This window comes from Bradyrhizobium sp. IC3123 (assembly GCF_020193625.1).
GTDB lineage: Bacteria > Pseudomonadota > Alphaproteobacteria > Rhizobiales > Xanthobacteraceae > Bradyrhizobium > Bradyrhizobium yuanmingense.
In genome coordinates, this window is the sequence record NZ_JADYVF010000009.1 from 53,784 (window position 1) to 75,457 (window position 21,674).

The following is a 21,674-nucleotide window of genomic DNA, read 5'->3' on the forward strand; positions in this document are numbered from 1 at the left end:
CGGCCGGCGCCCGGCCGGTCGCCTCAGTGACCTATCTGCCCAAATCATAGGCAGTCGGGATCAGGTGAAGCCGGAGAGGATCCGGAGCAGCTGTGCCCGGTTCTCCTTGCCGATCTTCGCCTCGACGTGCCGCTCGTGCTCGGCTGCGAGCCGCTTGAATTTCGTCAGCGCCGTCTCGCCCTGCGCGGTGAGGTGCAGCGCATGCGAACGCCGGTCCTGCTTCGACTTGATCCGCTTCACCAGCTTGCGCTGTTCGAGGCTGTCGAGCAGGTGCACCAGCCGGGCACGCTCGATGCCGAGGCGTTTTGCCACCGCCATCTGCGACAGGCCCGGATTGGCGCCGATCACGGTCAGCACCGAATATTGCGTCGGCCTGATGTCGACCTCGCCGAGCGTCTTGATGAAGTCCTGAAAGATCCAGATCTGGAAGCGCCGTACCGCATAGCCGGCGTGGCCGACCAGTGCGTCGAGGCCGATGTCGTCGGCACCATCGCGTGGTGCTGCGCCGCTGCCGGCGCGCTTGCGCGGGGCGTGGCGGCCGTCGGCCCGGGATGCTGTGGCTGTCACGTCGTGTCTCCTGTCGCGCAACCCTAGCGCCCTTGGACCCGGAGCGAAAGATTGTTGTTGACGACAACAATTGGCGTGCCCAACATTATAGGCCAAAGCAGCCCGGAACGAGGCCGCGGCCGATCCTGTAACCGGGATGGAGGAGGAAACACATGACAGTCGCCTCACATGGTGATGTTGCAGGCCTGTTCGCAACGCCAAGGACCGTCGCAGAGCATCGGCCCGACGGCAGCATCGTTCTGCGCTCGCCCGAGCCTCTCGGCGAGACTGCGCGCTGCACCGGCGATTGGCTGGAGCAATGGGCGCAGCAAAGGCCGGATGCGATCTTCCTGGCCGAGCGCGGCAACGTCGAAATGCCCTGGACCACCGTCACCTATGCGCAGGCGCTGCGGAAGGTGCGCGCCGCCGCGTCCTGGATCCTGGCGCAAGGGCTCAGCGCGGACCGCCCCGTCGCGATCCTCTCGGACAACAGCATCGATCATGCGCTGCTCGCGCTCGCCGCCCAGCATGTCGGCGTGCCCTCGGCGGCGATCTCGCCGGCCTATTCGCTGATGTCGAAAGATTTCGACAAGCTCAAGAGCATGATTGCGCTGCTCGATCCGGGCGCGATCTACGTCTCTGCGCTCCAGCCGTTCGCGCCAGCGCTGGCCGCCATCAAGCCGTTGCACAGCGCACACATCATCAGCGGCAATGCCGATGACGTCGACGCGCTCGCGTTCCACGCCATTGCGGCAACGCCCGAGACGCCTGACGTCGCAAGAGCCTTCGCCGCGGTGACGCCTGATACGATCGCAAAATTCCTGTTCACCTCGGGTTCGACCGGCACGCCGAAAGCCGTCATCAACACCCAGCGCATGCTGACGTCGAGCCAGCAAGCCAAGGCGCAGACCTGGACCTTCCTCGAACGGAGCCGCGATCTCGTCATTCTCGATTGGCTGCCCTGGAGCCACACCTTCGGCGCCAACCACAATTTCAACCTCGTGCTGCGCAACGGCGGCGCGCTCTACATCGATGGCGGCAAGCCCGCGCCCGGTCTGTTCGCGACCTCGCTCGCCAACCTCAGAAGCGTGATGCCGACGGTCTATTTCAACGTGCCGCGCGGCTTCGACATGCTGATCGCGGCACTGCGCAGCGACGAGGAATTGCGCCGCCGCTTCTTCGGCGAGGTGAAATTCGCCTTCTATGCCGGGGCCGCGCTGCCGCAGAATCTGTGGGATGCTCTCGAAGAGCTCTCACTCGAGACGGTCGGCCGCAAGCTGCCGATGGTCTCGGCCTGGGGCTCGACGGAAACCTCACCGCTCGCCACCGACTGTCATTTTCTCGCCGAGCGCTCCGGCAACATCGGCGTGCCCATTCCCGGCACCGAGCTGAAGCTCGTCACCTCCGGCGACAAGCTGGAGGTGCGGGTGCGTGGCCCCAACGTCACGCCCGGCTATTGGAAGGCACCCGAGCTGACCAGGCAAGCGTTCGACGAGGAGGGCTTTTACTTGATCGGCGACGCGGTGAAGCTTGCCGATAGCGCGCGCCCCGAGCGCGGCCTGTTCTTCGACGGTCGCGTTGCCGAAGACTTCAAGCTCAATTCCGGCACCTGGGTCAGCGTCGGCGGCTTGCGCGTTGCCGGCATCGCCGCGCTGGCGCCGCTGGCTCAGGACATCGTCGTCGCCGGTCACGGCGGTGACGAGGTGCGTTTCCTGGTGTTCCCGAATATTGCGGCTTGCCGCGCCCATGCCGGTCTGCCCGAAACGGCGGCGGCCAGCGACGTGCTGGCGCACGACAAGGTCCGCAGCGCCATCGCGCAGGGTTTGGCGAAGCTGAAACAGCAGAGCGCCAACTCCTCCGGTCACGCCACCCGCGCGCTGCTGCTCGCCGAGCCACCGTCGGTCGACGGCGGCGAGATCACCGACAAGGGCTACATCAACCAGCGCGCCGTGCTGACGCGCCGCGCCGATGCGGTAGCGCGGCTGAACGATGATGCGTCGGGTGAGTGGATCGGATTGTAAAGGCCGAGTTAGCGACGCCACATTCCGCTGTCATTCCGGGGCGCGCCTCTTGGCGCGAGCCCGGAATCCATTTCACCGTAGGGGTGGTGCACGATGGATTCCGGGTTCGCGCTACGCGCCCCGGAATGACGAGTGGGATACGCCAACAACCCTGTCGCAATATCCTGCCGATTCTTTTGTTGCCTAAGCAACTAATCTGTGCGAACCGTTCCAGACAGAGATGACGGCGGGCGAACCGCCGCGTTCTTTTCTGGAGGAAGCAATGCGCGGCAGAAGGGGTGCCGTCGGCAAATGCCGGCGCATGATCGGGAGTGACGGGAGCTTGCGCGCCGCGCGCGACCCGTCAGGTGTCGACGCTGCCGGTGACTGCGCCGAGATTTTCGTGCAGCCGGCGCAAGAGATCGATCAGCACCTCGCGTTCGTCCTTGCTGAGGCAGGACAACAGCCGTCGCTCGCGTTCGAACGCAGCGACGATCACCTTGTCATGGGTGGCGCGGCCCCTTGCCGTCAACGAGATCGAGTGGGTGCGGCCGTCGTTCGGGTCGGTGCGGATCGACACCAGCCCGCGCTTTTCGAGGCCGGCAAGCGTCCGGCTCACCGGCCCCTTGTCGAAGCCGATGACGTGGCAGATGCGCGAGGCCGGGATGCCGGGTTCGATCGCCAACAGCGACATGATCCGCCATTCGGTGACGTTGACACCGAACTCGCGCTGATAGAACGCGGTCGCGCTGTTCGAGAGCTTGTTGGCGATGAAGGTGATGAACGCCGGGACGTAACGGTCGAGATCGAGCGTCGACCCTGCATCATGGGGCGCGGGCTTGTGGCGGGCTTTGGTCGAGGACGGCGGCATATCGGGTTTCTGACTCGCGGCGGGCCCAAAGACCTAAGGGCATGCGTCGTCCTTTCACAAGATCAAAATGAGGGAGGTCTTCCATGACCGCATCCGGCTGCGCGGGATCGGGTGTCCCGCATCTCGACGTCGACCCCTTCGACATGAGCTTTTTTGCCGACCCCTATCCGGCGCATGAGCTGCTGCGGGAAGCCGGCCCGGTGGTCTATCTCGACAAGTGGAACGTCTATGGCGTGGCGCGCTATGCCGAGGTCCACGCTGTGCTGAACGATCCCGCAACCTTCTGCTCCAGCCGCGGCGTCGGCCTTTCCGACTTCAAGAAGGAGGCGCCGTGGCGACCGCCGAGCCTGATCCTCGAGGCCGATCCGCCGGCGCACACCCGCACCCGCGCCGTCCTGTCAAAAGTGTTGTCGCCGACCGTGATGAAGCAGGTCCGTGACCGCTTTGCCGAGGCGGCCGAGGCGCGTGTCGATGCCCTGCTGCAGATGCGCAGCTTCGATGCGATCGCGGATCTCGCCGAGGCCTACCCGCTCTCGATCTTTCCGGATGCGCTGGGCCTGAAACCGGAGGGGCGTGAGCATCTGATTCCCTACGCGAGCGTGGTATTCAACGCGTTCGGCCCGCCCAACCGGCTGCGCCAGGAGGCGATCGAACGATCGGCGCCGCATCAGGCATACGTTGCCGAGCAGTGCCAGCGCGAGAATCTGGCACCCAGCGGCTTCGGGGCCTGCATCCACGCGCAGGTCGACGAGGGTGCTATCACGGCCACCGAAGCGCCGCTGCTGGTGCGTTCGCTGCTGTCGGCCGGACTCGACACGACAGTCAACGGCATCGGCGCTGCGGTGTATTGCCTCGCGCGCTTTCCTGATCAATGGCAGCGGCTGCGCGACGACCTCACGCTCGCACGCGGTGCTTTCGAGGAGGCCGTGCGCTTCGAGAGCCCCGTGCAGACCTTCTTCCGCACCACCACCCGTGAGGTCGAGATCTCCGGTGCGCGAATCGGCGAGGGCGAGAAGGTGCTGATGTTCCTTGCCGCCGCCAACCGCGATCCGCGGCGCTGGGATGCCCCTGACAGGTACGACATCACCCGCCGCACCTCCGGCCATGTCGGCTTCGGCTCCGGCATCCACATGTGCGTCGGCCAGCTCGTCGCCCGCTTGGAAGGCGAAGTGATGCTGACCGCGCTGGCCCGGCGCATCGCAAAGCTCGAGATCACGGGCGAGCCGAAGCGCCGTTTCAACAACACGCTGCGCGGGCTCGACAGCCTGCCTGTGACGATCACCCCGGCCTGACGAGGAGCTTGATGCCTGGCATTACCTTCATCCATCCCGACGGCAAGTCCGATCGCGTCGAGACCGCAGGCGGCGAGAGCGTCATGCAGGCCGCGACCCGTCACGGCCTCGACGGCATTCTGGCCGAATGCGGCGGCAACGCGATGTGCGCGACCTGCCATGTCTATGTCGACGAGAGCTGGCTCGCGCGCCTGCCAGCGATGGCCGACGACGAGGATGCGCTGCTCGATGGCACCGCCGCTGAGCGGCGACCGACGAGCCGACTGTCCTGTCAGATCACGATCACGCCCGATCTCGATGGGCTCGTCCTGAAGTTGCCAGAGCGGCAGGTCTGATCTGCCAAGCCGTCGGATCTTCGCAAAATATCAAACAGGGAGGGAATGATGAAACATCTGAAGTGGACGCTCGCGCTGGCTGCGAGCTTGGTGACCGGCGCGGCCAACGCCGAAATATCGGACAACGTCGTGCGCATCGGCGTGCTCAACGACATCTCCGGCATCTTCCAGGACACCAATGGCATGGGCTCGGTCGAGGCCGCGCGGATGGCGGCGGAGGATTTCAACGGCGGCGGCAAGGGCATCAAGGTCGAGATCGTCTATGCCGATCACCAGAACAAAGCCGATGTCGGCAACGCCATCGCGCGCAAATGGCTCGACGTCGAAGGCGTCGACGCGATCGTCGACGTGCCGAACTCGGCCGTCGGTCTTTCCATCAACGCGCTTCTGCGCGACAGCCGCATGACCTTCCTGGCGTCCTCGACCGCAAGCTCGGACCTCACCGGCAAGGCCTGCTCGCCCAACACGATCCAATGGGTCAACGACGCCTGGGCGACCGGCAACACCACCGCAGCCGCCATGGTGTCGCGCGGCGGCAAGGATTGGTATTTCCTCACGGTCGATTACGCGCTCGGCAAGGGCATCGAGGCGGAGGCGCAGAAATACATCGAGGGTCACGGCGGCAAGGTGATCGGCTCGTCCAAGCATCCGCTCGGCACCTCCGATTTCGCGTCCTTCCTGCTGCAGGCGCAAAGCTCGAAGGCGCAGGTCATCGGGCTCGCCAATGCAGGCGGCGACACCATCAACGCGGTGAAACAGGCCGCCGAATTCGGCATCCAGCAGAGTGGGCAGAAGCTCGTCGCCTTCCTGCTCTTCATCAACGACGTTCACGGCATGGGCATCAAAGTCGCGCAGGGCCTCCAGCTCATGGAAGCCTTCTACTGGGACATGAACGATGATACCCGCGCGTTCGCCAAGCGTTTTGCTGCACGGCCCGGCATGAACGGCAAGATGCCGAGCGGCAATCAGGCCGGAGTCTATGCTTCCACGCTCGCTTATCTCAACGCCGTCGCCGCCACCGGCAGCGACAATGCCAAGCAGGTCGTGCCCGAGATGAAGAAGTTCAAGGGCAAGGACAAGCTGTTCGGCGACACCGCGATCCGTCAGGACGGTCGCGTCGTGCATCCGATGTACCTGTTCGAGGTGAAGAAGCCGGAGGAGTCGAAATATCCGTACGATTATTACAAGCTGGTCGCGACGATTCCCGCAGACCAGGCGTTCCGCCCGCTGGCGGAAGGCGGGTGCGAGCTGGTGAAGTAGGAGCGGCGAGCGCGCAATTGCACCCTCTCCCCTTGTGGGAGAGGGTGGCTTCGCGAAGCGAAGCCGGGTGAGGGGTCTCTCTCCTCACGAACAATCGCGAGAGTTGAGAGAACCCCTCATCCGGCGCCGTAGCCGAAGCTCGCTTCGGCGTTCTTAAGAACGGCGGCCGAAGGCCGCCTATGCCACCTTCTCCCACAAGGGGAGAAGGAAGTAAGACTACACCACCTTGCTCGACCCCTGCGTGATCAACCGCGCTGCGCGCTGGTCTCGCGCGTAGATCCACAGCCAGCTCAGCGCGACGCTGAGGCGGTGGCGCAGGCCGATCAGGAAGTAGATGTGGGCGATGCCCCAGATCCACCACGCGATGGTGCCGCGCAGCTTGATCTTGCCGAAATCGATGATTGCGAGCCGCTTGCCGATCTGCGCGAGGTTACCGGAATGCTTATAGCGGAACGGACCCGCTGCAGCGCCGCGCAGGCGCGCTTTGATGGTCTCCGCGACGTGACGGCCCTGCTGCTTGGCGGCCGGCGCGATGCCGGGCACCGGCTTGCCGTCCCAGGCGTTGATGCTGACGGTATCCCCGATCGCGAAGATCTCGGGATGGCCTGATATGGTGAGGTCGGCCTCGACCAGCACGCGCCCGGCGCGATCGTGCGCTGCGCCGAGCCATTCGGCAGCGGGCGAGGCGCGCACGCCGGCGGCCCAGATCCGTGTCTTGGCCTCGAGCAGTTTGCCGCCGAACACGACGCCCTCGCGATTGATCTCGGTGACGGCCTGCCCGAGCACGACCTCGACGCCGATCTTTTCCAGCGAGGCCTGCGCATAGGCTGATAGCTCGTCGGGAAAGCCGGCGAGCACGCGCTGGCCGGCCTCGATCAGCACGACACGGGCCTTGTGCGTGTCGATGTTGCGGAAATCGGCGGGCAGGGTGTGATGCGCCATCTCGGCGATGGTGCCGGCGAGCTCGACGCCGGTCGGGCCGGCGCCGACGATCACGAAGGTCAGCCGTGCCGCGCGCCGCTTTGGATCGATCTCGCGCTCGGCGCGCTCGAACGCCACCAGGATGTGCCGGCGCAAGGTGGTCGCATCCTCCAGCGTCTTCAGGCCGGGCGCGAACTGCTCCCATTCATCGTGGCCGAAATAGGCGTGCCGCGCGCCCGTGGCCAGCACCAGCGTGTCGTAGGGCACCTCGCTGCCGTCGTCGATCAGCACGCAGCGTCGTTCGGCATCGACGCCGCTCACGGTGGCGAACAGCGTCGTCACCTCGCGCCGGTCGCGCATGAGATGACGGATCGGCCAGGCGATCTCGCTGGTTGCGAGCGAGGCGGTCGCGACCTGGTAAAGCAGGGGCTGGAACAGATGATGATTGCGGCGGTCGATCAGCGTGATCTCGACGGGAGCGCCCGCAAGCCGGTAAGTCGCCTCCAGCCCGCCGAAGCCGGCGCCGACGATGACGACGCGATGGGGATTTGCGGCCATGATTTAACCCTCGAATCTCGCTGCTGCTCGCCTTCATTTAAGTGCGGATTGGGCGCCGCGGTCCAATAGAGGTCATCAATCGTCGCATAGGCCTGATGTATCGATCCGGCGCGAAAAAGCGCCGCAGCCTCCCGGACCGGCCCTGGGCCGGCCTCGGCCGAAGTGAGTAGAATTATAATTCTTGCCATCTCAGATCGGGGCGAAATATGGTGCAGGGCGGGCGCTGAGCCATTGGCGGCGCGACATATTTTGCGTTCAATAGAGACAGGCCTGGAGCGGCGATCACCCCGCTTCCAGGACCGATAATTAAGGAGGGAGTGTTATGAGGACGGCATTCTGGCTGGCGGGCGCAGCGGCGCTGGTGCTGGCAAATCAGGCATTCGCCGGAGACACCATCAAGATCGGTTTCGTCTCGACCTTCAGCGGCCCGACCGCCGTGATCGGCAACGACATGCGCAATTCCTTCGAGCTCGCGCTCGATCATCTCGGCCGCAAGATGGCCGGCAAGCCGGTCGAGGTGCTCTACGAGGACGACGGGCAGAAGCCCGACGTCGGCAAGCAGAAGACCGAGAAGCTGGTGCAGTCGGACAAGGTCGACTTCATCGTCGGCTATATCTGGTCGAACGTGCTGCTCGCCTCGCTCAAGACCGCGGTCGATTCGAAGACCTTCCTGATCTCGGCCAATGCCGGGCCGTCGCAGCTCGCGGGCGAGCTGTGCTCGCCTTACGTGTTCTCGACCTCCTGGCAGAACGACCAGACCCCGCAGGCGGTCGGCACCTATATGAACCAGAAGGGTGTCAAGTCGGTGTTCCTGATCGGCCCGAACTATGCCGCCGGCAAGGACATGCTGGCCGGCGTCAAGAGCACCTTCAAGGGTCAGGTCGTGGGTGAGGAATATACGGTGTGGCCGAGCCAGCTCGACTTCTCCGCCGAGCTCTCCAAGGCGCGTGCCTCCGGCGCCGAGTCGATCTTCGTGTTCTACCCGGGTGCTGCTGGCGTGCAATTCCTGAACCAATATGCACAGGCCGGGCTGAAGAGCACGATGCCGCTCTACACCGCCTTCACCATCGACGAGCTCTCGCTGCCGCTCCAGAAGGAGAACGCGCTCGGGGTGCCCGGCGCGCAGCAATGGGTCAACGACCTCCCCAACGAGCAGAACAAGCGCTTCGTCGCCGACTACCGCAAGAAGTACCCCGGCCTGCGCCCGACCTTCTACGGCGCGCAGTCCTATGACGCCGCGAACCTGATCAACAGCGCCGTCGTCGCCGTGAAGGGAGACACCTCCAAGAAGGACGAGATGAAGGCCGAGATGGAGAAGGCCAACTTCAAGTCGGTGCGCGGCGCGTTCAAGTTCGGCAACAACCACATCCCGATCCAGAACTTCTATCTGCAGGACGTGGTCAAGGATTCCGAAGGCCAGCTCGCCTTGAAGACCGTCGCCACCATCGTCGAGAACGATCAGGATCGCTTCCACGAGAAGTGCAAGATGAAGTGAGCCACAAGCGACGTAGCCCCTTCTCCCCTTGTGGGAGAAGGTGGCGCGAAGCGCCGGATGAGGGGTTCTCTCCCCTTGCAAGATTGTCCGTGAGGAGAGAGACCCCTCACCCGTTCCGCCGCTTTGCGGCGAGCCACCCTCTCCCGCAAGGGGAGAGGGGAAGCAGAATTGCCTACACCCTCGGCATGCTTGCCGGGCGCACCTCGCGCGCTTGCGCTGCGAGCCTGATGCCGGCGTTGGCCGCGCCAAAACCCTGATAGTTCCTGCGCTCGACGATCTCGAAGAAGAAGCGCTCGTCGAAGATGTGGGTGTAGACCTGGAAGAACTCGCCGTCGCCTTCGCGGTCGTAGAGGATGTGGTTGGCGCGCAGCTGCGCCATCAGTTCGGGCGAAAGATCGTATTTGGCTTCGATGTCGTCGTAGTAATTGTCGGGGATGTCCAGGAAGCCCGCGCCGCGCCGGCGCATCGCGGCGACGGTCGCAAAAATATCCTGACACGCGAAGGCGACATGCTGCACGCCCGAGCCGAAGAACTCGGAGATGAAGCGCGCCGGCAGGGTGCGGTTGGCGGAGGAGCCATTGAGCACGAAGCGCAGGCTCTGGTCGGCGTTGATGACGGCCTGGCTCTGCACGAGGCCTCTGGGGTCGGCGATCTCCATCTGCGGCAGGCGTTTCAGATCGAGAATGCCGGTGTAGAACAACAGCCAGGTCAGCATCTCGTCATAAGGCATCGACTGCGCGATGTGGTCGACCGCGACCAGCGCATCGGCGCTTGAATCGCTTGCAACAGGCTCGAAATCGGTGTCCCAGTTCTTGCCGGCCTGGTCGAGAAAATAGAGCAGGCTGCCGCCGACGCCATGGATCGCGGGAATCTCGAGTTCACCCGGTCCGACCGGCTGGTAGAAGGTGCGCGCCTTCAGCGTCTCGGCGCGCTGCATGGCGCGGCCGGCATCGTCGACGTCGAGCGCGATGGCGCAGACGCCGGGCCCGTGGGTGACATAGTGCGAATGCGCAAAGCCGTCGGTCTCGCAATTGATGACGAGCTCGACCTTGCCCTGCGACCAGCGCTCCACCGCCTTGCTGCGGTGCTGGCCCGTCTTGCGAAAACCGAGCTGCGAGAACAGGCGGCCAAGCTCGGCTGCCTTGCTCTCGTTGACGGCAAATTCGATGAAGCCGGTGCCGCGGCTCTTCGCCTTCGGGGCCAGCGCCTTGCCGGCGAAATTCTGCCAGTCCGGTGCGAGCTGGTCCTCCAGCAGGATCAGCGAGCGCAGGCCGTCGACCGCGGTCTGTGCGGCCGAGCCGGCGCGGAACTGGTCGTTGAAGATTTCCAGCGACAGCGGTCCGGCATAGCCGGTCGCTGCGATCGCCGCCATGAACGCGCCGACCGGCAGGTCGCCCTGGCCGGGGAAGGAGCGGAAGTGCCGGCTCAATGACAGGATGTCGAGCTCGAGCCTTGGCGCGTCGGAGAGCTGCACCAGAAAGATCTTGTCGCCGGGGATCGAGGCCATGGCGCGGGTCGGAAAGCCAGGTGCCAGCGCATGGAAGCTGTCGAGGATGACGCCAATCGCGGGATGATCGGCGCGGCGCACGATCTCCCAGGCGTCGCGGTAATCGTTGACGTGGCGGCCCCAGGCCAGCGCCTCATAGCCGACGCGCAAACGACGTTTCGCGGCGCGATCGCCAAGCTCGCGAAAATCGTCAGCCGCGCGGTCGATGCCGCCGAGCGCGGCGGGTGAGACGTTGGAGCAGATCAGCAACAGATCGGTGCCGAGCTCCTGCATCAGATCGAACTTCCGCTCCGCGCGGGCGAAGTTGCGCGCACGCTGCGGCTCCGGCATGCCCTCGAAATCGCGGAACGGCTGGAACGCACAGATCTCGAGATTGAGGTCCGTGCACATCTTCGCGATATCGCGTGGGCCGGCGCCGAACGACAGCAGGTCGTTCTCGAAGATTTCGACCGCATCGAAGCCCGCGGCGGCGATGGCGCGGAGCTTTTCGTCGAGGCTGCCTGAGAGGGAGACGGTGGCGATCGAGCGCTTGTTCATGCGGCCTGCTCCATGATCTGCCCCGGCGAGATCGTTTGCCCGGTACGCGCGGCCGCGCTGACGGCTTCGACGACGGCGAGCGTTCCCATCGCGTCCTCGACCGAGATCAGCGGCTGTTCACGGCCGGCAATCATTGCGCAGAAATGCCGGAGCTGCTCGACCAGCGGATCGAACGCGGGCGGCGCGATGGTCGCGCGCGACAGCGGCGCGTACCAGCCGGGCTGCTCTGTGTATGACCACAGCTCCATGTTCGGCACGGAGAGCGAACCCGCCGTCCCTGCGAAGATGTAGCAGGGCTGGTCCTGCCTGGGATAGGCCGGGTTCTCGCCTGAGGAGAGCTCCCAGCTCCACGGCGCCGGCGTCGCATCCGACACGGTTACCGTGCCCAGCGCGCCGTTGGCGAAGCGCAGCAGCAGCGCGGCGGTGTCTTCGACCGGAAAGTCGCGCACCTTGTTCGAGGTCAGCGCCTGCACCTCGACGATCTCGCCGCAGATGAAGCGGAGATTGTCGATGTCGTGGATGAGATTGATCAGCAGTGGCCCGCCGCCTGCCTCACGCCGCCAGGCGACCTCGAAATAATCGTCGGGCTTCTTGAGGAGCCACAGCCCGACCACGGCCGTGAGCTGGCCGAGCTTTCCGTTCGTCACGGCCTCGCGGGCCGACTTGATGACGGGATTGTGCCGCCGATGATGGCCGACCAGCATCGGCACGCCGGTGCGTCTCACCGCCGCGCACAGGCGTTGCGCGGTGGCAACCGTCTCGGTCACCGGCTTTTCGACCAAAGCCGGCACGCCGGCTTCGGCGCAGTCGAGCGCCATCGGCAAGTGCAGCGTGTTGGGCGAGGCAATGATGAGGCCGTCGGGCTTCTCTTCTGCCAGCAGCGCGCGATGGTCCGCATAGCAGGGCACGCCATGCGCCAGCGCATATTCCTTCGCGGCGGGCGAGGGGTCCGCGATGCCGGCGAGCACGCAGTCCCGGGAGGACTCGATCAACCCGATATGGCGACGGCCGATCAGGCCGGCGCCGGCCACGGCGATCCGCATTCTCGCGCTCATGCTGCACTCTCCTCCATGGCGCCGCCGAGGAAGAGCTGCCCGATGCGCGGATCGTTCAGAATGCGCCTGGCGTCATCGACCATGCGGGTCTGGCCAAGCTCGAGCACGATGCCGATGTCGGAGATCTCCAGCGCCGAGCGCGCGTTCTGCTCGATCATCAGGATGGTGACGCCGCGATCGCGCAAGCTCTTGAGGATGTCGAAGGTCTGCTGCACCATCAGCGGCGACAGACCGATCGAGGGCTCGTCGACCAGCACCAGCTTCGGCTCGAGCAGCAGCGAGCGGGCGATCTCGAGCTGCTTCTGCTCGCCGCCTGACAGCGTCGAGGCCTGCTGCGCGGACTTGCGCCGCAATGCCGGAAACAGGTCGAGCGCCGCCTCGATCCGCTTGGGCAGGTCGAGGCCCTTGTCGGCGGCGACGCCGCCGAGCTCGATATTGTGGCGCACCGACAGCTCGGGAAAGATGTTGCGGCCCTGCGGCACGTAGCAGATGCCGGCGTTGAGCAGCGCGCGCTGGCTCAAATTGGTTACGTCGCGGCCGGCGAAGCTGATCTTGCCTTCGCGCAGCTTGAGCAGGCCGAAGATGGCCTTGAATACCGTCGATTTGCCGGCGCCGTTCGGGCCGATGATCGTCGTGATCGTGGCTGACGGCACGGCAAACGTCGTGCCGTTCAAGATCGTCATCTTGCCGTAGCCGCCGACGAGATTGTGGACCGAGAGAATGGGATCGCTCATTGCGCGCTCCTAATGTCCGAGATAGGCTTCGATCACGGCGGGGTTCTTGCGGACCTCGTCGGGCCGGCCCATCGCCAGCACCTTGCCTTCCGCCATCACCATCACGCGCGAGCACAGCGACATCACGAACTCCATGTTGTGCTCGATCACGACGAAGGTGGCGTTCTTCTCGCGGTTGATCGCGACCAGGCGCTCCTTGAGGTCCGCCAGCATCGACGGGTTGACGCCGCCGGCTGGCTCGTCGAGCAGCACCAGGCGCGAGCCCCCCATGAAGGCCATGGCGGCATCGAGCAGTTTTTGCTGACCATAAGAGAGACCCCCGGCCGGCTCGTCGGCGAGATGGTCGAGCTTGAAGAAGCCGATCATCTGGTTGGCGGCCTCGGTCAGCCCGGCATCGGAGCGGCCGACCAGGCGCGAGGCCATGTTGCCCTGGTGCTCCTGTCCGGCGAGGATCAGGTTCTCGCGCACCGAGAGCTTTGGGAACACCTGCAACAGCTGGAAGGTGCGGCTGACCCCGAGCTTGTTGAGCTCGGAGGGACGCAGGCCCGTGACGACCTGTCCGTCGAGCTTGACTTCGCCGCCGGTCGGCGTGAGCTGGCCGAGGATGCAGTTGAACAGCGTGGACTTGCCGCAGCCGTTCGGCCCGATCAGGCCGAGGATCTCGCCCTCGCGCACGTCGAACGAGACCCCGTTGACGGCGTGAATGCCGCCAAAGCTCTTCTTGATGTCGGTGACTTCGAGGACCGCACTCATTGCGCCGTCTCCAGGCGCGACTTTGCGACGGCGCGCAGCGCGGACGCCGCCTTGGTGCGGCGCTCGGCGAGATATCGGTCGAGGATTCCGAGAATGCCGGTCGGCGACCAGATCAGCAGCAGCATCACGGCGACGGCGTAGAGCATCAGGTAGTAGCCTTCCGTGAAGCGCAGCCATTCCGGCAGCAGCACCGCGATCATCGCTCCCAGGAACGGACCGAAATAGAAGCCGGCGCCGCCGACGATCACCATCAGCAGGAGGTCGAGCGAGAGCGACAGGTTGAACGGCACGGGATCGATATATTGCGTCAGCGGCGCATAGAGCGCTCCGGCGACGCCGCCGAGTGCCGAGCCGATCGCGAAGGCCATCAGCGTGTAGCGGCGGGTATCGACGCCGAGGGATTGCGCGCGCAACGGATTCTCGCGCAGCGCCATGAAGGCACGGCCCCAGGGCGATCGGATCAGCCACCACACCGCAAGCGAGACGATCGCGAGCGAGCCGAGGCAGACATAGTAGAACGGCAGCGGTTTGTTGGTCGCGATGCCGAAGATGTGCGGACGCGGAATGTTGGAGATGCCGTAGATGCCGCCGGTCAGCCAGCTCTCGTTGCGGAACACCAGGAAGGCGAGGGTGGAAAAGGCGAGGGTGACGAAGGCGAGGTAATGGTGCTGCACGCGCAGTGCGGGATAGCCGAGCACCCAGCCGATCGCAAAGCTCAAGACGATCGCCACCAGGATCGCCGCCGGCAGCGGCCAGCCATGTGTGGTCATGATCGCGGCCGCATAGGCGCCGATGCCGACGAAGGCGCCTTGCGCCAGCGAGACCTGGCCGGCATAGCCGAGCGTGAGATTGAGCCCCATGGCGGCGATGCTCATCACCGCCCATTGGCTCAGGATGAACAGGCCGTAGCGGTTGAAGTTCATGGGGACGATGATCAGCGCGGCGATGATGGCAAGGCCGAGCGCGATCTTCAGGGGTTTGGCGATGCCGCTCATACGGTGCGCTCCTCGGCACGGCCGAGCAAGCCCTGCGGCCGGAACAGGATGACGGCGATCAGGAACATCATCGGCACGGCGGCGCGATACTGCGTCGAGACATAGGCCGCCGCGAGATTGTCGAGGACGCCGATCAGCAGGCCGCCGGCGATGGCGCCGCGCACCTGGTTGAAGCCGCCGACGATCGCGGCGATGAAGGCGGCCTGGCCCAGCACCTCGCCGGACGAAAATTTTGCGAGGTAGATCGGCGTGATCAGCAGCGAGGCCAGCGCGACCAGAAAGGCGTTGATCAGAAAGGTCAGCAGGATCATGCGCTCGACCGGGACGCCGATGATGCGGGCCACCGTCGGGTTCTGCGCCGCCGCCTGCATCTGGTGGCCGAGCGAGGTACGGCTCAGCAGCGTGGTCAGGCCGAGAACGGCGAGGATGGCAACAGTGAGCACGCCGATGCTCTGCAGCGACACCGCATGGCCGAGGATGGAGATGTCGCCGGTCGGCACGATCGAGGGGAAGGGCGAAGCCTCCGCGCTGTAGAACTGCTTGACCGATTCCTTGATGCCGATCGCGAGCGCCATGGTCGCGATCGCCAGCGGTAGCACACCGTGACGCATCATCGGGTCCACCAGCAGCATCTTGAAGGCGAGCCCGAGCAGGATCAGCGAGAGCAGGATGCCGAGGATGATCGCGAGCCAGAACGGCGCGCCCACATGCATCGCGGCCAGCATCAGGAACGCCGGCAGCATCACGAACTCGCCTTGCGCGAAATTGATAGTCTGCGAGGTCTGCCACAGCAGCGTGAAGCCGACCGCGACCAGCGCGTAGATGGCGCCGGTGGCGAGCCCCGCGACCAGTAGATCGAATAAGTTGGACATGTTCCCCTCTTTCCTCTCCCTCTCCCCGCTCTCTTTCTTCTCCCTCTCCCCGTACTTACGGGGAGAGGGTTGGGGTGAGGGGCTGTCTCCGCGTACTCGATTGTCACCGTCGTCGCGGAAGCAGCCCCTCACCCCGCCCTCTCCCCGCGAAGGGGCGGGGAGAGGGAGACGAAAGATCTCTCCCCGCGTAGAGCGGGGCGAGGGAGAAGGGCCACGCTTCACTTCACCTTGGGCAGCACCTGCTTCACCACCTGCTTGCCTTCGACCACCTCGACCAGGAAGCTCTGGCGGTCGATGTCGCCGGTGTCGCTGAAGGTGACGTCCATCAAAATGCCCGGCTCGTCCGCGGCCTTGATGGTGAGGCCGTGCAGCGTGTCGGCGAACTTCTTCGGGTCGACCTTGCCCATCTTTTCCGTGGTCGCCTTCACCATGTAGACGGCGAGGTAGCCCTTCAGGCCGTTATGATCGGGGACGTAATTGTACTTCTTGGAGAACTTCTCGCGGAACGCCTTGACCAGATCGACCGGCGCGTCGGTGGTGAGGCCGACATGGCCGCGCGCGCCGTTGGCGGCATCGCCCGCGAGCTCGATCACCTTCTGGCCGATCAGCGTGGTCTCGCCCATCAGCGGCGCGGTGACGCCCTGGCGCTTCAGCTCCTTCAGGATGCGCGCGCTCTCTTCCTCGTTCAGGTAGACGAACACGGCGTCGGGATTGGCGGCCTTGATCTTGCCGACGTCGGCGGCGAAGTCGGCCTGGCCCGCTTCGGTGGAGAGATCGGCGACGACCTTGGAGCCGAGCCGGTCGAGCTCCTTGACCACGACGTCGCGGCCACCGCGGCCGAAATCGTTGTTGACCCAGACCACCGCAACGGTCTTCGCCTTCATCTCGTCGTGGATGTACTTTGCGACCTTCGGCATTGAGGATTGCTGGCCGAAGGAGGTGCGGAACAGGAACTTGTTTCCTGTCTGCGTCAGCTCGGCGGCTTCGCCGCCCATGATCTGCGCGATGCCGGCTTCGGCCGCGAGCGGCGCGGTCACCTTCACCGAGCCGGAATAACCGGGCCCGAGCAGCACATAGGGCTCGGCGTCGAGCGCCTTCTGCACCTGGGCGCGCGCCACCCCGGGGTTGGACTGCGAGTCGGCGTGGCTGACCTCGAGCTTGCGGCCGAGCACGCCGCCCTTGGCGTTGATCTCCTCGATCGCGAGGTCGATGCCGTTCTTCCAGTTCGTGCCGACGGTGGCACCGCCGCCCGAGAGCTCCGCGACGTTGGCGAGCTTGATCGCCTGGGCAAAGGCGCCCGTTGCGGTCATGACGGTGAGCAATGCGCCCACCACTAGCGTTGATTTCATCGTTCTCTCCTCCCGTTTCAAATCTTGCAAGCGGCCTTGTATCCGGCCGCTTCGCCTCAAGCTGCCTGATAGGCGGCGCTGCGCGCTGCCATCACGGCGTCGAAAGCCTCTCCCATGATCTCGGTGGATGGGGCAAGGCCTGTGAACAGTTCGAAGGCGTCGGCGGCCTGGTAGATCGCGAGGTCGCGGCCGGTCATGATCTTCGCGCCTTTCTCTCGCGCTGCGGCCAGCAGCGGCGTGATCAGCGGCGAATAGACGGCGTCGGCGACCCATAGGTCCGCCCTGAGCAGTCCCGCCGGCACCGGCGTGTCACGGTTCGGCAGCATGCCGACCGGCGTGCCGTTGACGAGACCGGTCGCACCCTCGAGCGCATCCTCGACGCTGGCGGCAACGCGGGCGCCGCGCGGGGCGAGCATGGCGGCCAGTTTCTCGGCGCGCGCCGGCTCGCTGTCGAAAATGCGGATGTCGGCCACGTTCAGGCTCGCCAGCGCAAACGCGATGGCCTTGCCGACGCCGCCGGCGCCGATCAGGGCGATGGCGTTGCCGGAGGGCGCCAGCAACGGCGTCACCGCCCGCGAAAAACCCGTGGTGTCGGTGTTGTGGCCGGTCAGCCGGCCATCCCTGACGACGACGGTGTTGACCGCGCCCATGCTGGCTGCGCCCGGCGCCAGCGCGTCGAGCAGCGGCACCACCGCTTCCTTGTAGGGGTAGGTGACATTGACGCCGGCAAAGCCGAGCCGCCGGACGCCCTCAAGCATCAAGCGCAGCCCGGCCGCATCGGCGCCGGCGACCTCGATAAGCTGGTAATGGCCGCGCAGGCCGAGCGCTTCGGCGGCGCGCTCATGCATGGCGGGCGAGGCGGAATGCGCGATCGGGGCGCCGATCAGGCCCGTGAGGAGCTTCTTGCTGGCGGCGTATCCGCGTTTCGACATGGTTCGCTATCGTCTCAAAGGGAGCGTCCGGCCCCGGCCATTAGCGGGGAAATCCGTGCAATTCCAGCTGCGACGATAGCCTTTCCCCCGCCTAACACAATTACCCTTTTATCTGGCAAACCTAACATCATGTTATTTCTTCCGCCCGCGGGCAGGGGCGGTCTTGCCACTGCCGCGGGACGGCTCGACCGCGCGCATCTCGGTGCGCAGGGCCTCGATGAAGTACTCCGCATGCAGCGACAGCGGCGTGCCGCGCTTGACTGCGATGTAGGTGTCGAACCGCGTCGGCTCGGCGATCTTCAGAAGCTCGATGCCGGGATAGCCGCCATGGGCGACGGTGAACTGGTCGATGATGGCGATGCCGAGCCCCGCTTTCACCAGCGCGCAGACGGTGGTGCCGAAGCGCGCGCGGATCGTGATGTTGTAGTCGAGCCGGTGGCGCGCGAAGATCCCGGCCATGATCCGGCCGTAAGGATCGTTGGGATCGATGCCGATCAGCGGATAGCGCGTGATCTCGGCGGCGGAGACCTGCTTGCGGCCGGAGAGCTCGTGGCCGGGCGGCACGATGCAATAGAGCTCGCCCGAAGCGAGCGGCATGAAGTCGAGCCCGGAATGCTCGAGCCGATAGCTCATCGCCACGCATTCGCCGCGGCCGAGCATCAGGTAGTCGATGGCCTCCTCGAGCTTGAGGATGTTGATGTCGATGCCGAGATCGGGATAGCGGCGGCGGACGCGCTCGATCGCACGCGGCACCATCACCTGCGAGATGCTCGGCACCGAGCCGATGCGCAGCTCCGACAGGCCGCCGCGGCCGATCTTGGAGATGATCTCGGAGAGGTCGTCGACCTTCTTGTAGACGCCGTTGATCTGCTCGAAGATGTTCTCCGCTTCCGGCGTCGGGAAGTAGCGCCCGTTCTGGCGCTGGAAGAAGCGGATGCCGAGCGAGCGCTCGGTGTATTTGACGAGGCGGCTGATCCCCGGCGCCGAGACGTTGAGCAGCTTCGCCGCACCGCCGATGGTGCCCGTCACCATCACGGCACGGATCACTTCGACCTGGCGCAGCGTCATCATGGCCTTGAACCGTCCCTGGCATCGACAAGAGATCGCGGCGATCATCTCACGAGAGATGCGCTGTCATCCAGCGGCAAGTGTGCGCCGATGTGGTCGGAGGCTGGCGCTTTCCCTCTCCCCTTGTGGGAGAGGGTGGATCGCCGCAGAGCGGCGAGACGGGTGAGGGGTCTCTCTCCGCGACTTCAAATGGGAGTTGGATTCGCGGAGAGAGACCCTCATCCGGCGCTTCGCGCCACCTTCTCCCACAAGGGGAGAAGGGAAGCCAAAATTCGCGGTCAGAGTGTTTCGACTAAAACCCGCGCGGTCAGATGGAGAGGCGTCCTCGTGACGCGATCTGTTGCTCCGGCGTCGTCTTTGCAACGGCGTTCTAGCTCGCCGGCCCTTCCGGCGACACGCTCTCGGCCAGCTCCGCGCGCTCGCTCTGCAGCACCTCGCGCGCAAACTCGATGATCTTCTGCTTGTTCGCCGTTTCGCGGACGGCAAAAAACACGCGGTTCAATTCCAGGCCGAGCACGCTGTTGAGGGCGATGTCCTCGTCTTCCATCGTTGGCTTCCCGCTTCGGATGTTCTCAGGTGTATCGTGGCGTCAATTCTGCCACAAGTAGTTAAATCCTCAGAGCGCATGAGCACCGGGAAACTACGGCCACAGCGAATTGAGGCGGTCTGTGAATACGTGCTATACGGAAGCGCGAGGGTCAGGAAACGTACGATGTCCGCCGTAGACTATGGCCGGGAGGCGCTCGACTTCATCGAAGGCCTGCAGACCTACCGCAAGGTACCAGAGGCTATGAACGCGCTCGAAGCGGCGTTCGGTCGCTTCGGCTTCGAAACCATCATCGTGACGGGGTTGCCCAATCCCGATCAGCAGTTTGCGCAGATGGTGCTCGCCAAACGCTGGCCTGCGGGATGGTTCAGCCTCTACACCGAGAAAAACTACGATCGTTTCGATCCCGTGGTGCGGTTGTGCCGGCAGTCGGTCAATCCGTTCGAGTGGTCGGAAGCGCCCTATGATGCGGAACTCGAGCCGAATGCGGCCGAGGTGATGAACCGTGCCAGCGAGTTCCGCATGTCGCGCGGCTTCATCGTGCCGATCCACGGCCTCACCGGCTACGAGGCGGCGGTCTCGCTCGGCGGTGTCCATCTCGACCTCAATGCCCGCAGCAAGCCGGCGCTGCATCTGATGGCGATGTATGGCTTCGACCACATTCGCCGTCTGCTCGAGCCGATGCCGCATCCGTCGACGCGCCTCACGCCGCGCGAACGCGAGGTGATCGCCTGGGCTTCGCAGGGGAAGTCGGCCTGGGAAATCGGCGAGATCCTCCACATCACCCAGCGCACCGCCGAAGAGCATCTTGCAACTGCTGCGCGCAAGCTCGGCGCGGTCAACCGTACGCATGCGGTCGCGCTGGCGATTCGGAACAAGATCATCAATCCTTAAGCCGCCTTACTGGGAAATTTCCCAATACCGAAGCTGCGTCTTTTCGCAGAATCTCCCCCCATTGAGGATGAATGGGGGTTTTCATGATTCACGCAGTTTCCGCGGTAAATCGTCACCTTTATGAAGACGTAATCGAGCAGCATTTCCGGCTGCGTCACGACATCTTCGTCGAGGAGCGGCGCTGGGAGACGCTGCGCAGGCCGGATGGCCGTGAGATCGATTCCTACGACGACGAGGACACCGTCTACCTGCTGGCGCTGGAAGGCCGCCGCGTCGTGGGCGGTCATCGGCTCTATCCGACCACCAAGCCCTCGATGATGAGTGAGGTGTTTCCGCATCTGGCGGCGGTTCGCGGCTGGCCCGCCGATCCGCTAGTGTGGGAATGGTCGCGCTACTTCGTCGTGCGCGATCGCCGCGACGGCGCGCTCAACCTGCAACTGATGGCTGCGGTGCAGGAGTTCTGCCTCGACCAGGGAATCGCGCAGGTCAGCGCGATCATGGAGACCTGGTGGCTGCCGCGCTTCCACGAAGCCGGCTTCGTCGTGACGCCGCTCGGCCTACCGGCTCTGGTCGAGAACGCATGGACCATGGCGGCGACCATCGACATTCGTCGGGAGACGCTCGATGCGCTGCATCATCGGATCGGCACGGCTTCGGTCGTGCAGCAGGACGGCCCTCGTCTCGATGCCATCGCCCGTGCCAACCTCTGCGGTCATGTTGCCGCGCAACGAAAGAGCGCCTGAGATGTCGAACGTGATGCGGGACAGCCAGATCATGGCGCAAATGAAAGACGAGGATCTCGGCTACATGTCCGACATGGCGCTCGAACTGGCGCAAATGGCGGAGGACACCGGATTGACGACGCTCGCTTATCTGTTTCGGATGGCGGCCCTGGAGGCGTCGACGGCCAACAGCGTTCTCGCCGAGCCGGACGAGCTCCCCCGGCAGATGACGTCGCACTAGACGCAGCCCTGCTCGATTTTACGACGATCGTACCCTCTCACCGCCAGCCGGTGAGAGGGTGATGCCGTTTCGCTGCGGCAGGTTGCCTCATGCCGCGCGGCAGCTTTTTTGCATTGCGGGGCGCGTCCCGGCCGCACGTGCCGAGATGCAACAAAGTGCATGTTTGATGTCGAATCGCTCTTGCCTCGGA

At 64.9% G+C, this 21,674-nt stretch carries 21 protein-coding genes; 8 read left to right on the top strand and 13 right to left on the bottom strand.

Annotated features, from left to right (window positions below; translation table 11 throughout):
- Positions 1–60: 60 nt before the first annotated feature.
- The gene (locus tag I6F20_RS25905; protein WP_225128445.1) at positions 61–567 is read right to left on the bottom strand and encodes a MarR family winged helix-turn-helix transcriptional regulator; all 507 of its coding nucleotides are present in this window, start codon (positions 565–567) and stop codon (positions 61–63) included.
- Positions 568–719: 152 nt separating this feature from the next.
- On the opposite strand from I6F20_RS25905, the gene I6F20_RS25910 reads away from it, so the two are divergent.
- Positions 720–2,567, top strand: coding sequence for a feruloyl-CoA synthase (locus I6F20_RS25910; RefSeq protein WP_036020320.1), 1,848 nt, complete (start codon positions 720–722; stop codon positions 2,565–2,567).
- A gap of 343 nt (positions 2,568–2,910) precedes the next feature.
- Here the strand turns inward: I6F20_RS25910 and I6F20_RS25915 are convergent, their stop codons facing one another.
- Positions 2,911–3,417, bottom strand: a complete 507-nt coding sequence (locus I6F20_RS25915) for a MarR family winged helix-turn-helix transcriptional regulator (protein ID WP_225128447.1) — start codon at positions 3,415–3,417, stop codon at positions 2,911–2,913.
- Positions 3,418–3,500: 83 nt separating this feature from the next.
- Between I6F20_RS25915 and I6F20_RS25920 the strand changes: the two genes are divergently transcribed.
- The 3 genes from I6F20_RS25920 to I6F20_RS25930 are packed head-to-tail and all read left to right on the top strand — an operon-like array spanning position 3,501 to position 6,304.
- Positions 3,501–4,709, top strand: coding sequence for a cytochrome P450 (locus I6F20_RS25920; protein ID WP_225128449.1), 1,209 nt, complete (start codon positions 3,501–3,503; stop codon positions 4,707–4,709).
- 11 nt (positions 4,710–4,720) lie between these two features.
- Positions 4,721–5,044, top strand: coding sequence for a 2Fe-2S iron-sulfur cluster-binding protein (locus I6F20_RS25925; protein WP_225128451.1), 324 nt, complete (start codon positions 4,721–4,723; stop codon positions 5,042–5,044).
- 48 nt (positions 5,045–5,092) lie between these two features.
- Complete coding sequence (locus I6F20_RS25930; protein ID WP_036001888.1) at positions 5,093–6,304, top strand: ABC transporter substrate-binding protein; 1,212 nt, start codon at positions 5,093–5,095, stop codon at positions 6,302–6,304.
- A 216-nt stretch (positions 6,305–6,520) separates the two neighbouring features.
- Here I6F20_RS25930 and I6F20_RS25935 read toward each other — a convergent pair whose 3' ends face one another.
- Complete coding sequence (locus I6F20_RS25935) at positions 6,521–7,783, bottom strand: NAD(P)/FAD-dependent oxidoreductase (RefSeq protein WP_036001827.1); 1,263 nt, start codon at positions 7,781–7,783, stop codon at positions 6,521–6,523.
- Positions 7,784–8,105: 322 nt separating this feature from the next.
- Here I6F20_RS25935 and I6F20_RS25940 point away from each other — a divergent pair, with 322 nt between their 5' ends.
- A complete protein-coding gene (locus I6F20_RS25940) occupies positions 8,106–9,278 on the top strand; it encodes an ABC transporter substrate-binding protein (RefSeq protein WP_036001824.1) in 1,173 nt (390 codons plus the stop codon).
- A gap of 172 nt (positions 9,279–9,450) precedes the next feature.
- On the opposite strand, the gene I6F20_RS25945 is transcribed toward I6F20_RS25940, so the two are convergent.
- The 10 genes from I6F20_RS25945 to I6F20_RS25990 form a co-directional block, all read right to left on the bottom strand.
- The gene (locus I6F20_RS25945; protein ID WP_225128453.1) at positions 9,451–11,322 is read right to left on the bottom strand and encodes a bifunctional sugar phosphate isomerase/epimerase/4-hydroxyphenylpyruvate dioxygenase family protein; all 1,872 of its coding nucleotides are present in this window, start codon (positions 11,320–11,322) and stop codon (positions 9,451–9,453) included.
- Positions 11,319–12,377 carry a Gfo/Idh/MocA family protein gene (locus I6F20_RS25950; RefSeq protein ID WP_225128455.1) on the bottom strand — a complete coding sequence of 353 codons (1,059 nt, stop codon included), beginning with the start codon at positions 12,375–12,377 and terminating at the stop codon, positions 11,319–11,321. Before I6F20_RS25950 ends, I6F20_RS25945 begins: the two co-directional genes overlap by 4 nt.
- On the bottom strand, positions 12,374–13,111 hold the full coding sequence (locus I6F20_RS25955) for an ABC transporter ATP-binding protein (protein WP_036020339.1): 738 nt from the start codon (positions 13,109–13,111) through the stop codon (positions 12,374–12,376). Before I6F20_RS25955 ends, I6F20_RS25950 begins: the two co-directional genes overlap by 4 nt.
- Positions 13,112–13,120: 9 nt before the next feature.
- On the bottom strand, positions 13,121–13,864 hold the full coding sequence (locus I6F20_RS25960) for an ABC transporter ATP-binding protein (protein ID WP_036001814.1): 744 nt from the start codon (positions 13,862–13,864) through the stop codon (positions 13,121–13,123).
- Positions 13,861–14,859: a branched-chain amino acid ABC transporter permease gene (locus tag I6F20_RS25965; RefSeq protein ID WP_036020342.1), complete on the bottom strand. Its 999-nt coding sequence runs from the start codon at positions 14,857–14,859 to the stop codon at positions 13,861–13,863. The genes I6F20_RS25960 and I6F20_RS25965 overlap by 4 nt, the downstream gene beginning before the upstream one ends.
- On the bottom strand, positions 14,856–15,731 hold the full coding sequence (locus I6F20_RS25970; protein ID WP_036042799.1) for a branched-chain amino acid ABC transporter permease: 876 nt from the start codon (positions 15,729–15,731) through the stop codon (positions 14,856–14,858). Before I6F20_RS25970 ends, I6F20_RS25965 begins: the two co-directional genes overlap by 4 nt.
- Before the next feature lie 218 nt (positions 15,732–15,949).
- Positions 15,950–17,080 carry an ABC transporter substrate-binding protein gene (locus I6F20_RS25975; protein WP_036001805.1) on the bottom strand — a complete coding sequence of 377 codons (1,131 nt, stop codon included), beginning with the start codon at positions 17,078–17,080 and terminating at the stop codon, positions 15,950–15,952.
- A gap of 56 nt (positions 17,081–17,136) precedes the next feature.
- Positions 17,137–18,012: a shikimate dehydrogenase gene (locus I6F20_RS25980; RefSeq protein ID WP_225128457.1), complete on the bottom strand. Its 876-nt coding sequence runs from the start codon at positions 18,010–18,012 to the stop codon at positions 17,137–17,139.
- Positions 18,013–18,144: 132 nt separating this feature from the next.
- Positions 18,145–19,083, bottom strand: coding sequence for a LysR family transcriptional regulator (locus I6F20_RS25985; protein ID WP_225128458.1), 939 nt, complete (start codon positions 19,081–19,083; stop codon positions 18,145–18,147).
- Between the two features lie 367 nt (positions 19,084–19,450).
- On the bottom strand, positions 19,451–19,627 hold the full coding sequence (locus I6F20_RS25990) for a hypothetical protein (RefSeq protein WP_036001797.1): 177 nt from the start codon (positions 19,625–19,627) through the stop codon (positions 19,451–19,453).
- Positions 19,628–19,792: 165 nt separating this feature from the next.
- On the opposite strand from I6F20_RS25990, the gene I6F20_RS25995 reads away from it, so the two are divergent.
- The 3 genes from I6F20_RS25995 (at position 19,793) to I6F20_RS26005 (ending at position 21,484) form a co-directional block, all read left to right on the top strand.
- Positions 19,793–20,521 carry a helix-turn-helix transcriptional regulator gene (locus I6F20_RS25995; protein WP_036001794.1) on the top strand — a complete coding sequence of 243 codons (729 nt, stop codon included), beginning with the start codon at positions 19,793–19,795 and terminating at the stop codon, positions 20,519–20,521.
- Positions 20,522–20,604: 83 nt separating this feature from the next.
- Complete coding sequence (locus I6F20_RS26000) at positions 20,605–21,264, top strand: acyl-homoserine-lactone synthase (RefSeq protein WP_036020350.1); 660 nt, start codon at positions 20,605–20,607, stop codon at positions 21,262–21,264.
- A gap of 1 nt (position 21,265) precedes the next feature.
- A complete protein-coding gene (locus I6F20_RS26005; RefSeq protein ID WP_036001783.1) occupies positions 21,266–21,484 on the top strand; it encodes a hypothetical protein in 219 nt (72 codons plus the stop codon).
- The last annotated feature ends 190 nt before the right edge of the window (positions 21,485–21,674 follow it).